Raw genomic sequence first — 12,854 nt, 5'->3', positions numbered from 1 at the left:
GCGCAGGCGCCGGCGCAGCGGTGGATTTCGAGAACTTAACGATCCCAAAGGGCGTGGTGACGCCACGGTAACCTCGTGCCGTGACCGGGGTGAATGGACCTGTGGAAGATCTCACTGAGCGTCGGATCGTGGTGCTGACCGGGGCGAGCTCCGGCATCGGCCTGGCCGCCGCGGAGGAGCTGGCGCGCCGCGGCGACCAGGTGGTGCTGGTCGGCCGCGACCCGGCCCGGCTGCGCGCCGCGGGCGAACGGGTCCGCGAGTGCTGCGGCGAGCAGCCGGAGCTGTTCCGCGCCGACTTCGCGGTGCTCGACGACGTACGCGGGCTCGCCGAGCGGCTGCGCGAGCGGTACGACCGGATCGACGTGCTCGCCAACAACGCGGGCGCGATCGTGCTGGAGCCGATCACCACGGTCGACGGTTTCGAGCTGAGCATGCAGGCCAACCACCTCGCCCCGTTCCTGCTCAGCAACCTGCTGCGAGACCGGATCGGGCGGATGGTGGTCACCGCCTCGGACGCCCACCGCAGCGGCGTGCTCGACCCGGACGACCTCAATTCCGCGCTGCGCTCGTACCGGCCGTTCCGCGCGTACGGCACCAGCAAGCAGGCGAACATCCTGTTCACCGCCGAGGCGGCCCGGCGCTGGCCGGAGGTGCCGGCGCACGCGTTCCACCCCGGCGTGGTGCGTACCCGCTTCGGCAACGAGAGCCGGATCGTGGCGCTCGGCATGCGGCTGCTGCCGTTCCGCAGCCCGGAGAAGGGCGCGGAGACGCTGGTGTGGCTGGCCTGCCAGGATCCGTCCCGGCTGATCGACGGCGGCTACTACGCCGACCGCAAGCCGCACCGGTCCCGGGCCAAGGCGGCCGACTCGGCGCTGGCCGCCCGGCTCTGGACGGCCAGCGCGAAGGCCGTCGGCATCGACGCCTGAGCGGGTCACCACGACCGCCGGTCCGCTGGGACACTCGACGCCATGACGACGGGAAACGAGGTCCTGCTCGTCGCGCTCGTCGACCTGAGCGCCGACGCGGACGCCGGACGGCGGTACGAGGACGCGGTGCTGGCGCTGCTCGGCCGGCACGGCGGCGAATTGCAACGGCGGCTGCGTACCGGCGACGGGGTGACCGAGGTGCACGTGATCCGATTTGCCGCGCGCGCCGGGCTGGACGCGTTCCTTGTCGACCCGGACCGCGTCGCGCTGCGCGCCGAACTCGGCGACGCCGCGCCCGCCACCCGGGTGCTGGAGGTACGCGACGTCTGAGGTCACGACACGTGCACCGGGACGCTCGTGACCACCACGCCGGGCAGCGCGCGCAACGCCGCCCGTAGCCGCTGCTCGGCGCGGCTGTGCAGCAGCCGGTACCGCCGCCGGCGCAGCACCACCTCCGGCACGATCACGGTGAGCGTCAGGTCCGGGTTCGCGGCGTGCAGCGCCTCCAGGTAGTGCGCCAGCGGCCCGATCACCGACCGGTACGGCGACACGATCGTCTCCAGCCGCAGGTGGTCTCCCCAGGCCCGCCACTGTTCCCGGAACCGGTCCGCCTCGGCCTCCTCCGGCGCGAGGTGCACGGCGAGCGTCGGCCGCCCGAGCGAGGTCGCGTACGCCAGCGCGCGCAGCGACGCCCGGTTCAGCCGGGCCACCGGCACGATCACCAGGTGGCGTACCTGCTGGGGCAGTTCGTCGCACTCGGCGGGCGGCGCGGACGGCGGCGGGTGCAGCGCCAGCGCGCGGTGCAGCCGGTCGTAGTGCCTGTGGATCCGGCGGAACAGCAGCACCAGCAGCGGCACGGCGAGCACCACCACCCACGCGCCCTCGGTGAACTTGGCGACCGCCGCGGTCAGCAGCACCAGCCCGGACAGCGCCGCGCCGACCGCGTTGACCGCGAGCCGGCGGCGCCACCCCGCTCCCCGGCGGCGGCGCCAGTGCACCACCATCCCGGTCTGGGACAGCGTGAAGGCGAGGAAGACGCCCACCGCGTAGAGCGGGATCAGCCGCTCGGTGTGCCCGCCGAACGCGACGAACACCACCGCGGCGGTCAGCGCCAGCGCCACCAGTCCGTTGCTGAACGCCAGCCGGTCGCCCATGTGCAGGAACCGGCGCGGCGCGTGGCCGTCCCGGGCCATGAAGAACAGCAGCCGGGGGAAGTCGTTGAACGCCGTGTTCGCCGCGAGCAGCAGGATCAGCGCGGTGGTGGCCTGGAGGATCGCGTACCAGGGCCCGCTCGGGAACGTGACCCGGCCGAGCTGGGACAGCAGCGTCTCGTCCGCCCGGGGCACCAGTCCGTCGAGGTGGATCAGCCCGACCAGGCCGGCGAACAGCGTCACCAGCATGGCGACCATCCAGCCGAGCGTGGTCCGGGCGTTGCGCCACTCGGTCGGGCGGAACGCCGGCACCGCGTTCGAGACCGCCTCGATGCCGGTCATCGACACCGCGCCGGAGGAGAACGCCCGCAGCACCAGCAGCAGGCCCAGGCCCTCGGCGGCGGGCACCGAGGGCGGCGGCAGCGGCGCGAAACCCCGCGAGGCGGCCTTCGCGTACCCCACCGCCAGCACCGCGACGAGCACCACCACGAACGCGTACGTGGGCAGCACGAAGATGTTCCCGGCGGTGCGTACGCCGCGCAGGTTCCCGGCCAGCAGCACGGCGATCACCAGCACGCCGAGCGGCACCGCCCACCGGTCGAGCCCGGGTAGCGCCGAGGTGACCGCGTGCACCCCGGCCGCGATCGACACCGACACGGTCAGCACGTAGTCGAGCATCAGCCCGGCCGCGGCGGCCAGTCCCGGCGTACGCCCGAGGTTGTCCCCCGCGACGATGTACGAGCCGGCGCCGTGCGGATAGGCCGGGATGGTCTGCCGGTAGGAGAGGCCGACAGCGACCATCAGCAGCACCAGCAGGGCGGCGAGCGGCAGGGCCAGACCGAGCGCGGCGCTCCCGGCCAGCACCAGCACCGCGAGCATCGCCTCCGGCCCGTACGCCACGGAACTGAGCAGGTCGGAGGAGAGCACCGGCAGCGCGACCAGTTTGCGCATCCGCTCGTACAGCACCGACGCGCTGGACAGCGGCGGCCCGAGCAGCGCCCGGCGTACCCGGGCGACCGACCGGCCGGTCCGGTCGCCGGGCAGGTCGGCCGCACCGGTGGCGACCAGCTCGTCCGGCTGCGCCACGGTGAACATGTCGATCGGCGCCAGCCGCCCGAAGCGGGTCGGCGCCGGGTGGTGGTCGTGCCGCCCCAGCGTCGGGTCGACCGGCAGGTCGTCGGCGCGGCGCGGGCCGCGCCAGCGCTCGCCGATCCGGCCGAGCGCCGCGCGTTCCTCGTCGCCGAGCGGCGGGAACTCGGCCGAGGGCGTGACGACGGTGCCCGTCTCCGCCGCGTCGTCCCGGTCCGCCCCCACCCTGAGCACTTTTGTGCAAACCGGACGGCCCGGTGGCCGGAACGGCGCGACTTCGCCCCGACCGGCTCAGTCGGGCGCGGTGCCGGGTCGCCGCGTCTGTTCCGCGTCGCCGAGCGGCGTCGGGTCGGCCGGTGCGGCGACCGGCGTGACGCGGCGACCGGCCCGCGCACCGCCGAGCACCACCACCGCCACGCCGGCCAGCAGCAGCGCCAGACCCGGCAGGGCCAGCGGCCGGGGCAACTGTCCGAGCAACACCCAGCCGATCAGCGCCGCGCCGGGCGCCTCCAGCAGGATCAGCACGCTGACTGTGGTCGCGGAGACCCGGTGCAGGGCGTAGTTGAACATCGAGTGGCCGAGTAGTTGGGCGCCCGCCACCAGGGCGAGGATCGCCAGCCAGGTGGGGCCGTCGAAGCCGTGCAGGCGTACCCCTCCGACCAGGCACACCACGAGCAGGACCGCCGCGCAGACGCCGTAGCAGACGGTGGTGTAGGTGGTGGTGCTGATGCTGGCCCGGGCCCGCTCGCCGAAGGCGGTGTAGACGGCCGCGAAGAGGCCGCCGACCACCGCCAGCAGGTCACCGGCGAACGCCCGGCCGGACACGCCGAAGTCGGCGCCGGTGGCGAGCACCGCGCCGAGCACCGCCACCGCGATGCCGGCCCACACCGCCGCCGGCAACCGCCGTCCCTGCCCTCGGGCGATCAACCCCTGCCACACCGGCTGCGTCGCGCCGAGCGCGGTCGCGGCCGCCACCGAGGTGAGCTGCGCGCTCGGCATCCAGGTGGCGAAGTGGGCGGCCAGGGCGACCCCGGCGAGTACGCAGTAGAGCCCCTCACGCCGGGCCGGCCCGACGGTCAGCGCGCGGAGTTCGGCGCGCCGCCGGATCAACGCGACCGGGCCCAGGACCGCCGCCGACAGCGCGGTACGCCAGAACGCCACCGCCAGCGCCGACGCGGCAGCGAACGCCACGAGCGGCGCCGAGGACGAGACCGACGCGACGGCCAGGGCGAGCGCGCCCACAGTCAGCGCGTCGATCGGCGGGCGTTGCGGAACGGTCGGCACGAACGGTAATCCTCACACGGACACCCGACAGACACGGAACGTCAGCACTCGGTTACGATCAGCGTCCCGGCGATCTCCCCCCTCGACGTCCGGAGGCGTTCCCTCATGCCCGGATTCCAGGCGGTGCTGTTCGACTTCTTCGGCACCCTGACCCATGGTGTACGGCGCGGAGCCGCCCACCGCGCCACCGCCGACCTGCTCGGCTGCTCCACCGAGGCCCTGGTGGAGGTGCTGGACAGCAGCTTCCACGAACGGGCCAGCGGATCCTTCGGGGACGCCGAGTCCACCATGCGCTGGGTCTGCGACCGGCTCGGCGTGCGCCCGTCCGACGCGGAGGTCCGCGCCGCCGTCGCCACCCGGCACCGGGCCGTACGCGCCGACACCCGGCTCCGCGCGGAGGCGGTACCGGTGCTGGCCGCGCTGCGCCGCCGGGGCGTGCGCACCGGGCTGGTCAGCGACTGCACGCACGAACTGCCGGCGTTCCTGCCACAGCTCGCCGTGGCGCCGCTGCTCGACGCCCAGGTCTTCTCCGTACGCCTCGGCCGCTGCAAACCGGACCCGGCGCTCTACCTGGCCGCCTGTTACCGCCTCGGCCAGCTCCCGGCCGACTGCCTCTACGTCGGTGACGGCGACAGCCAGGAACTGACCGGCGCGGAGCGGGCCGGGCTGAGCGCGGCCCGGCTTGCTGCCCCGGACCTCGCCGACCACGTGGTCCTCAACGCCGACCACGGCTTCGACGGACCGTCGTTGACCTCGCTGACGGATGTGCTCGACCTGCTCGACCCGGTCCCCGTCGCCTGACCGGGCTTGTCGAACGCGGCCCGGCCCGTCGGACGCGGCCGGGTCGCATCGGGCGTCGGCCGCCTGACACCCCGGTGGTTCGCGGTCAGCGGCGGCGGACGCGGTGCAGGCGGAACGGCTTGCGGACGGCCCGTACCGCGGGGGCCGGGCGGGGCTGCTCGCTCAGCGAGCCGTCCGGCAGGTCGGCGCCGGACACGGCGGTGCCGGCCGGCGCGAGCCGGTTGAGCGCGCACCCCTGCGCCGCCCACCGCTCCACCAGCTCCGTCGCGGAGCCGGAGGCGTTGAGCCGCTTCGCCGCGACCAGCGGCGCGACGGTGTCCCACTCCTCGGTGCCGGGTCGCAGCCGGGTCACCCGCGCAGGCCAGGTGACGATCCGGCCGCCGTGGTCGCCGCGCAGCGTCACGTCGGCCGTGTCGCTGTCGGCGAGCCCTGGTGCGGCCTGCTCACCCGGACCGCTGACCACGAGCAGGGTGCCCTCCAGCGGCAGGCACCACAGCGCGTACGCCGGGCCGGCACCGGTGCTCACCCAGCAGACAGCGGCCTTCTTCACCGCCTCGTCCACCAGGGGCGGCGTCACCCGCTCGTCCACCTCGTCACTCACCCCGCCATCCTCCCCCATCCCGGCCCGTCCCTACCGCCCTCACCCGCCCACCCGCCCCGCCCTCGACCGGTTGATCAAGGAGTTTGTGTCCTCCAGGGGCCGGTTCGCCGACACAAACTCCTTGATCACCGAGGCAAGGCGTCCGGGCGGAGGGCGGCGGGGCAGGGGGCAGGGGGTCAGCCGATGAACGGGGGGACGGTGATCTCGCCTCGGGCCACCGGCATCACCTGGCCGGAGACCGTCGCGCCCAGGGCCAGCCCGCCGGATGCGGTCACCGTGCAGGCCAGCGTGGAGGGGCGGTTGATCTCTATGCCCTGCCGGACGGTGTACTCCGCACGCCCCTCGCCGGGCAGCAGGCCGCTGGCGACCAGCCACACGCCCAGCCCCAGGGCGGCCGAGCCGGTCGCCGGATCCTCCGGTACGCCGAGCCCCGGCACGAAGACCCGGGCGTGCGCGGTTTGCGAATCGGCGTCCCAGGAGAAGAGGCTGACGTGCTCCACTCCGTACCGCTGCGCCGCCGTCGTGTTCAACCGTGCCCGGGCCACCGCGTCCGGGCGTACCGGAAGGTAGGGGAACTCCAGACCGCACCCGGCGACCCGCGGTGGCGGTCCGACGTGGTCGGGGCCGGTCAGGCCGACCATCTCCAGCAGCGGCTCCGGGTCGAGTTCCGGGCCGAGCGTGGGCGTACCGCCGGTGAGCGTCGCGCCGGTCGCCGTCACCTCGATCGGCAGGACGCCGGCGCCGCACTCCTGGGTGACCCGGCCCGCACCGATGACGCCGCGTCGGCTCGCGGTCACCGCGGCGCCGACGCTCGGGTGCCCGGCGAACGGCAGCTCGTCGGCGGGGGTGAAGATGCGGGCCCGGTAGGTGGCGCCCACCTGCGTCGGGGGCAGCACGAAGACCGTCTCGGACAGGTTGAACTCCAGCGCGAGCGCCTGCATCTGCTCGGTGGCGAGCCCTTCCGCGCCGAACACCACGGCCAGCGGGTTGCCGGCGAAGGGGCGGTCGGTGAAGACGTCCACGATCTCGTAGCCCAAGGTCGACATGTTGTTAGAGGGTAGGCCCTTAGGCTGGTGGCCGTGAGCACGCCGAACCGGGTCTACCTCGCTCGACTCGCCGGAGTCGCCGTTTTCGACCCGAACGGCGACCAGGTCGGCCGTGTCCGGGACGCGGTGGCCCGGATGCGCGCGACCCAGCGACCGCCGGAGGTGGTCGGTCTGGTCGCCGAGATGCCGATGCGGCGCCGCATCTTCCTGTCCATCAACCGGATCACCTCCATCGATCCGGACGGAGTGGTGCTCGGCAGCGGCACGCTCAACCTGCGCCGCTTCGAAAAGCGCCCGAACGAGCTGCTGGTGCTGCAGGAACTGCTCGACCGCCGGGTCCAGCTCGACAGCGGGCAGGCCGGCTCGGTCGTGGACGTGGCGATGGAGTGCAGCCGCGGCGGCGAGTGGGCGCTGAGCCGGGTCGCCGTCCGCGAGCAGACCGGCCGGCTCACCCGCCGCGGCCATCTCCACCAGGTCGACTGGGACCGGGTCCGCGGCCTGGGCGTGGTCGGTGACAACCGGGGTACGGCGAACCTGCTCGCCGTCCTGGAGGACATGCGCCCGGCCGACCTGGCGAACGCCCTCCAGGACCTGCCGGACGCCCGGCGCAACGAGGTGGCCGCCGCGCTCGACGACGAACGCCTCGCCGACGTGCTGAGCGAGCTGCCCGAACGCGACCAGGTGGAGATCCTCGCCGCGCTGGACCGGCAACGCGCCGCCGACGTCCTGGAGGAGATGGAGCCGGACGACGCGGCCGACCTGCTCAACGAACTGCCCCCACCGGAGCAGGACGTGCTGCTGGACCTGATGGAACCGGACGAGGCCGACCCGGTACGCCAACTGCTGCGCTACGCCTCCGGCACCGCCGGCAGCGTGATGACCTCGGAGCCGGTGATCCTGCCGCCGGACGCCACGGTGGCCGAGGCGCTGGCCCGGATCCGGGAGCCGCAGCTGTCGCCCGCGGTGGCCGCCCAGGTCTTCGTGACCCGCGCCCCACTGACCACGCCCACCGGCCGCTACCTGGGTATGGTGCATTTCCAGCGGTTGCTCCGGGAGCCTCCGGCCGATCTGCTCGGCGGCATCGTGGTCAACGACATCGACCCGTTGCGGACGTCGACGCCGCTGCCCGAGATCACCCGCCGGATGGCGACGTACGACATGGTCGGCATGCCGGTGGTGGACCGGAACAACCGCCTGGTCGGCGCGGTGACAGTGGACGACGTGCTCGACCACTCCCTGCCACGGGACTGGCGGGACCGGGACGCGGCATCCCCCTCGTCCGCCACCCACGACGGCATCCTGGACGGCGACGATGAGTGATCAGCGACGGGGCGAGCGGCTGGACCAGCCGCGCACCCCGCGGAACCTGCGCCTGCGCCGGATCGACGCGGAGACCTTCGGCCGCTGGGCCGAGGGCATCGCCCGGGGCATGGGTACGGCGAACTTCCTCGTCTACATGACGCTGATCCTGGTGGCCTGGTTCCTGTGGAACACGCTGGCGCCGGCAAATCTGCGCTTCGACCCGTACACCTTCACGTTCCTGACCTTGATCTTGTCGTTGCAGGCGTCGTACGCGGCGCCGCTGATCCTGCTCGCGCAGAACCGGCAGGCGGACCGGGACCGGATTGCGCTGGACGAGGACCGGCGGCGGGCCACGCTCCAGAAGGCCGACACGGAGTACCTGGCGCGGGAGATCGCGGCGCTGCGTATCGCGATGGGTGACGTGGCGACCCGGGACTTCCTGCGCTCCGAGCTGACCCGGCTGGGTGAGGAGCTGGACGAGGCGGCCGAGCGGCGGCGGAAGCTGGAGCGGCGGCAGCAGGAGCGCGAGGGCCGGCGGACGGGCGGCGGCGAGCCGCTGGACGAGCCCCGGGACGAGCTGGACGGCGACTACGTGCGGGACGGCCGGCGCGACGGCTGAGCGGCCATCGAATCGCTCACACCGCCCCCGCCAGCGGCGGTGGCCGATGACCCGCGACGTAGCATTGCGGGCATGTCAGCACCCGTCAGCACCGTCTCCGACGCGATCCAGGCCGCCCTGGCCACCGTCAACGACCCGGAGATCCGCCGGCCGATCACCGAACTCGGCATGGTCCAGTCCGCCGAGCGCGGCGAGGACGGCGTGGTCCGGGTGGAGCTGCTGCTCACCGTGGCCGGCTGCCCGCTGAAGGACAAGCTGCGCAGTGACATCACCGCCGCCGTGGGCGCGGTACCCGGCGTGAGCGGCGTCGAGATCATCTTCGGCGTGATGAGCCCGGAGCAGCGCCAGGAACTGCAGTCGAAGCTGCGCGGCGGCGGCGCCACCGCCGAGCCGGTGATCCCGTTCGCCCAGCCGGGCTCGCGGACCCGCGTCTACGCGGTCGCCAGCGGCAAGGGCGGTGTCGGCAAGTCCAGCGTCACCGTCAACCTGGCCGCCGCGCTGGCGTCCCGGGGCCTGTCGGTGGGTGTGGTGGACGCGGACATCTACGGCCACTCGGTGCCCCGGATGCTCGGCGCGGACGGCGCGCCGACCCGCGTCGAGGACATGATCATGCCGCCGCAGTCGCACGGCGTGAAGGTCATCTCGATCGGCATGTTCACGCCCGGCAACGCCGCCGTGGTCTGGCGCGGCCCGATGCTGCACCGGGCGCTTCAGCAGTTCCTCGCCGACGTCTACTGGGGTGACCTGGACGTCCTCCTGCTCGACCTGCCGCCGGGCACCGGCGACATCGCGATCTCGGTGGCCCAGTTGCTGCCGAACGCGGAGATCCTGGTCGTCACCACGCCGCAGGCGGCCGCCGCCGAGGTGGCCGAGCGGGCCGGCGCGATCTCGCTGCAGACCCACCAGCGGGTGGTCGGCGTGATCGAGAACATGTCCTGGCTGGAGATGCCGGACGGCTCCCGGATGGAGGTCTTCGGGTCCGGTGGCGGCGCGGCGGTGGCCGAGTCGCTGACCCGCACGATCGGCGCACAGGTGCCGGTGCTGGGGCAGATCCCGCTGGACACCCGGGTCCGCGAGGGCGGCGACGCCGGTCAGCCGATCGTCCTGGCGCAGCCGGATGCCCCGGCCGCGAAGGCCCTGTTCCAGGTCGCCGACCGCCTGGCCGTCCGCCGCGAGTCCCTGCTCGGCAAGCCCCTGGGCCTCAAGCCCGCAGGCCGCTAGACCCCGCCTTCTGCTCCCACGCTCCCCCACCGCCCCTTCCCGCCGCACGCGGGAGGGGGCGGTGCCGTCTCAGGGGTCGATCATGAGGTTGGCGGTCGCCGGAGCGGCGTGTCGCGCCGTCAACCTCATGATCGACGGCGCCGGAGGGGGCGCGCTCAGGTGGCGTCGTCGTAGGACGGGCGGGGGGCCGGCGGCGTGGGGGTGGGGGTGCCGGTGGCCACGCTCGGGGTACGCAGGTCGGCGGCCTTCGCCACGTCCTTCAGCTCGTCGTGCACGCCCGTGACGTCCGAGCGCAGGTTGTCGTACATGCCCTGCAGCGGCTTGCGGATCGCCTGCTCGTCTTCCTCGCTGAGCAGGTGCTTGCGGATGAACGCCTTGGGGTGCAGATCCTCCAGCTGAATGTCCGTGCCCAGCTCGCGGCTCAGGTCGCCGGTGGCGTTGCGCGCCATGTTGCGCAGGTTGCGGACCATCCGGAGACCGTCGTTGATCACGTTGGGCAGCCGGTCCCCGAAGATCAACAGCGCCAGGAGCAGCAGGACGCCGATCTCCCACCAGTTCAGGTTCTCGAACACCGCGGCCTCCTCGTCCGTGTCAGGGCAAGACTACGCACGTCAGGTGACCATCGGGGAGGGGGTGACGGGTCCTCACTTCGCATCCGCGGCGAGCGTCACCGACGCGTTCTGCCGCGACGACCCGCGCCGGTACTCGACCGTCACCACCGAACCGGGCGCGTACTTGCGTACCAGGGCCACCAGATCGGTCGGGTCGGTCATCGGGTGGCCGTCCAGCCGGAGCACCACGTCCCCGGTACGCAGACCGGCCGCCGCCGCCGGGCCGGCCGGCTCGACCGCGTTGAGGCGTACCCCGCCGCCGGTGGCGCCGGTGCCGCCCACCTGGGCGCCGATGACCGTACGCCGGGCCTTGCCGGTGCCGATGATGTCCTCGGTGATCCGCTTCGCCTGGTTGATCGGGATGGCGAAGGCGAGGCCGATGTTGCCCGCCTCCTGCCCGTCGGCCACCAGCGACTTGATCGTCGAGTTGACACCGACCACCCGTCCGGCGCCGTCCACCAGCGGGCCGCCGGAGTTGCCGTGGTTGACCGCGGCGTCGGTCTGGATCGCCGCGTAGTAGCGCGTCGGCCCGCCCGGCTCGCCGGCCTGCATGGTCCGGTCCAGCGCGCTCACGATGCCGGCCGTGACGGTGTTGGCGAGCGACAACGGCGACCCGATGGCGAGCACCGGGTCACCGACGGCGAGCGCGTCGGAGTCGCCGAACTGCACCGGGGTCAGCCCGCTGCGCGAGACCTTGATCACTGCGAGGTCCGACTCCGGGTCCTGGCCGACCACGGTGCCGGCGGCGGTGCTGCCGTCGTTGAACACGACGGTGGCCTTGCCGGGGCCGTCGGCGACCACGTGGTCGTTGGTGATGATGTGGCCCTCGTTCGTCACCACGAAGCCGGAGCCCTCGCTGGTGCCGCCGAGACTGACCACCCGGATGGTGACCACGCTCGGCAGGACCCGCTCGGCCACCCCGGCCAGTGACTCGGGCTTGCGCTGGGCCAGCGCGGGGGCCTGGCCGCTCTGCGCACCGATCGTCGGCACGTCACCGCCGCGCAGGAAGGCGTACGTCAGGGCGCTGCCCAGGGAACCGGCCAGCAACGCGGTGACCAGGGAGATCAGCACGACCTGGCGCAGCCCGGGCCGGGCCGGCAGGTCCGGGTCGGTGACCGGCTCCGGCTCCCCCGCCCCCGGCGTCGGCGCCGCCGGAACCACCACGGCGGCGGGTGCGTACGGGTCCCGCCAGGGGTCGGCCAGCGCGTCGGACCACCACGGCGACGTCGCCTGATCCGGGGCGTTGTGCGGCGGTCGTCCGGACGCCGGCCCACCCGGTGCCGGCGATCCGCCGGGCCGCCGCCAGTCCCAGCCGTCGGTCACGTCGGTGCCTCCCACTCCGTCCCGCTGGCCCCGCGCCGGCGACCGGCGGAGCCGGACGACAGTGACGCGCGGGACACATCCAGGATTACACGGATGGCGCGAATGGAGTCAGGGGTTGCCGTCCGTGATCGTCCGACGGCGGACTCGCGGCTGCGCCGGTACCGCCCCGCCTCTACGCTCACAGTGCATACCGCCCCTCGCACCAGTCCGCCCCTCGGAGGTGTCCCATCGCCACGGTCGCCGGTCACGGCAGTTCGACGGCCCAGGCGCTCCACTTCGCCGAGTCTTTCGTCACCGAGGATCTCGTGCTGCGCACGGCCCGCGCCCTCGCCCACGAGGTGGGGGTGGAGGCGGTCACGCCCGGGTCGGGTGCCGCGCTGCGGCTGCTCGCCGCCGCCGGGAACGCCCGGGCGGTGGTGGAGATCGGCACCGGCACCGGGGTGAGCGGCGTGTGGCTGCTGCGCGGCATGCGGCCCGACGGCGTGCTCACCACGATCGACGTCGAGGTCGAATACCAGCGCATCGCCCGGCGGCTGTTCCAGGAGGCGGGCTTCCCGTCGGGGCGTACCCGGATCATCACCGGCCGCGCCCTCGACGTGTTGCCCCGGCTCGCGGACGGTGCCTACGACCTGGTCTTCGTGGACGCGGTGTCGACCGGCTTCGCCGCGTACGTGGACGCGGCGCTGCGGCTGCTGCGCCCCGGCGGGGTGCTCGCGCTCAACGGCGCGCTGGCGGCCGGCCGGATCGGCGATCCGGCCGCCCGGGACGTCGAGACGGTCACCGTGCGGGAGACGATCAAGGCGATCCGCGAGTCGGAGCACTGGGTGCCCGCGCTGCTGCCGGTCGGCCACGGCCTGCTCGCCGCCGTGAAGGCCTGACA

The 12,854-nt window shown here is 73.7% G+C and carries 13 protein-coding genes; 7 read left to right on the top strand and 6 right to left on the bottom strand.

Annotated elements, in window-relative coordinates; all coding sequences use genetic code 11:
- The first annotated feature begins 101 nt into the window (after positions 1 to 101).
- Both ACQP26_RS03540 and ACQP26_RS03535 read left to right on the top strand, forming a co-directional pair.
- On the top strand, positions 102 to 926 hold the full coding sequence (locus ACQP26_RS03540; protein WP_433494932.1) for an SDR family NAD(P)-dependent oxidoreductase: 825 nt from the start codon (positions 102 to 104) through the stop codon (positions 924 to 926).
- Between the two features lie 42 nt (positions 927 to 968).
- On the top strand, positions 969 to 1,256 hold the full coding sequence (locus ACQP26_RS03535) for a hypothetical protein (protein WP_433494931.1): 288 nt from the start codon (positions 969 to 971) through the stop codon (positions 1,254 to 1,256).
- A 2-nt stretch (positions 1,257 to 1,258) separates the two neighbouring features.
- Here the strand turns inward: ACQP26_RS03535 and ACQP26_RS03530 are convergent, their stop codons facing one another.
- Both ACQP26_RS03530 and ACQP26_RS03525 read right to left on the bottom strand, forming a co-directional pair.
- Positions 1,259 to 3,391 (bottom strand): APC family permease, encoded by a 2,133-nt coding sequence (locus ACQP26_RS03530; RefSeq protein ID WP_433494930.1) that lies wholly within the window; start codon positions 3,389 to 3,391, stop codon positions 1,259 to 1,261.
- Between the two features lie 66 nt (positions 3,392 to 3,457).
- Positions 3,458 to 4,450 carry a DMT family transporter gene (locus ACQP26_RS03525; RefSeq protein WP_433494929.1) on the bottom strand — a complete coding sequence of 331 codons (993 nt, stop codon included), beginning with the start codon at positions 4,448 to 4,450 and terminating at the stop codon, positions 3,458 to 3,460.
- A gap of 105 nt (positions 4,451 to 4,555) precedes the next feature.
- Here ACQP26_RS03525 and ACQP26_RS03520 point away from each other — a divergent pair, with 105 nt between their 5' ends.
- Positions 4,556 to 5,251 carry an HAD family hydrolase gene (locus ACQP26_RS03520; protein ID WP_269702451.1) on the top strand — a complete coding sequence of 232 codons (696 nt, stop codon included), beginning with the start codon at positions 4,556 to 4,558 and terminating at the stop codon, positions 5,249 to 5,251.
- Between the two features lie 85 nt (positions 5,252 to 5,336).
- Here ACQP26_RS03520 and ACQP26_RS03515 read toward each other — a convergent pair whose 3' ends face one another.
- Positions 5,337 to 5,870 carry a hypothetical protein gene (locus ACQP26_RS03515; RefSeq protein WP_269702452.1) on the bottom strand — a complete coding sequence of 178 codons (534 nt, stop codon included), beginning with the start codon at positions 5,868 to 5,870 and terminating at the stop codon, positions 5,337 to 5,339.
- 158 nt (positions 5,871 to 6,028) lie between these two features.
- Positions 6,029 to 6,898 carry a PhzF family phenazine biosynthesis protein gene (locus ACQP26_RS03510; RefSeq protein WP_433494928.1) on the bottom strand — a complete coding sequence of 290 codons (870 nt, stop codon included), beginning with the start codon at positions 6,896 to 6,898 and terminating at the stop codon, positions 6,029 to 6,031.
- A 33-nt stretch (positions 6,899 to 6,931) separates the two neighbouring features.
- On the opposite strand from ACQP26_RS03510, the gene ACQP26_RS03505 reads away from it, so the two are divergent.
- The 3 genes from ACQP26_RS03505 (at position 6,932) to ACQP26_RS03495 (ending at position 10,040) form a co-directional block, all read left to right on the top strand.
- Positions 6,932 to 8,218, top strand: coding sequence for a magnesium transporter MgtE N-terminal domain-containing protein (locus ACQP26_RS03505; protein ID WP_433494927.1), 1,287 nt, complete (start codon positions 6,932 to 6,934; stop codon positions 8,216 to 8,218).
- Complete coding sequence (locus ACQP26_RS03500; protein WP_269702455.1) at positions 8,211 to 8,819, top strand: DUF1003 domain-containing protein; 609 nt, start codon at positions 8,211 to 8,213, stop codon at positions 8,817 to 8,819. Before ACQP26_RS03505 ends, ACQP26_RS03500 begins: the two co-directional genes overlap by 8 nt.
- Positions 8,820 to 8,891: 72 nt before the next feature.
- Positions 8,892 to 10,040: an Mrp/NBP35 family ATP-binding protein gene (locus tag ACQP26_RS03495; RefSeq protein WP_071096918.1), complete on the top strand. Its 1,149-nt coding sequence runs from the start codon at positions 8,892 to 8,894 to the stop codon at positions 10,038 to 10,040.
- Between the two features lie 155 nt (positions 10,041 to 10,195).
- Here ACQP26_RS03495 and ACQP26_RS03490 read toward each other — a convergent pair whose 3' ends face one another.
- Together ACQP26_RS03490 and ACQP26_RS03485 are read right to left on the bottom strand one after the other, a co-directional pair.
- Positions 10,196 to 10,612 carry a preprotein translocase subunit TatB gene (locus tag ACQP26_RS03490; protein ID WP_433494926.1) on the bottom strand — a complete coding sequence of 139 codons (417 nt, stop codon included), beginning with the start codon at positions 10,610 to 10,612 and terminating at the stop codon, positions 10,196 to 10,198.
- Positions 10,613 to 10,684: 72 nt separating this feature from the next.
- Entirely contained in the window at positions 10,685 to 11,989 is a 1,305-nt protein-coding gene (locus ACQP26_RS03485) for a S1C family serine protease (RefSeq protein WP_433494925.1), read from the bottom strand.
- Between the two features lie 290 nt (positions 11,990 to 12,279).
- Between ACQP26_RS03485 and ACQP26_RS03480 the strand changes: the two genes are divergently transcribed.
- Complete coding sequence (locus ACQP26_RS03480) at positions 12,280 to 12,852, top strand: O-methyltransferase (RefSeq protein WP_018788951.1); 573 nt, start codon at positions 12,280 to 12,282, stop codon at positions 12,850 to 12,852.
- Positions 12,853 to 12,854: the final 2 nt, after the last annotated feature.

Source organism: Micromonospora sp. CA-248089 (assembly GCF_050948515.1).
In the GTDB taxonomy this organism is placed as follows: Bacteria; Actinomycetota; Actinomycetes; order Mycobacteriales; family Micromonosporaceae; genus Micromonospora.
The sequence above is the reverse complement of the archived record's forward strand: the minus strand, read 5'-3'. Positions and strand labels throughout refer to the sequence as shown.

Bases quoted from the DNA above. Each gene is read 5' to 3' on its own strand.
- ACQP26_RS03535 (WP_433494931.1), top strand. From the start codon at position 969: ATGACGACGGGAAACGAGGTCCTGCTCGTCGCGCTCGTCGACCTGAGC.
- ACQP26_RS03520 (WP_269702451.1), top strand. From the start codon at position 4,556: ATGCCCGGATTCCAGGCGGTGCTGTTCGACTTCTTCGGCACCCTGACC.
- ACQP26_RS03515 (WP_269702452.1), bottom strand. From the start codon at position 5,870: ATGGGGGAGGATGGCGGGGTGAGTGACGAGGTGGACGAGCGGGTGACG.
- ACQP26_RS03510 (WP_433494928.1), bottom strand. From the start codon at position 6,898: ATGTCGACCTTGGGCTACGAGATCGTGGACGTCTTCACCGACCGCCCC.
- ACQP26_RS03500 (WP_269702455.1), top strand. From the start codon at position 8,211: ATGAGTGATCAGCGACGGGGCGAGCGGCTGGACCAGCCGCGCACCCCG.
- ACQP26_RS03495 (WP_071096918.1), top strand. From the start codon at position 8,892: ATGTCAGCACCCGTCAGCACCGTCTCCGACGCGATCCAGGCCGCCCTG.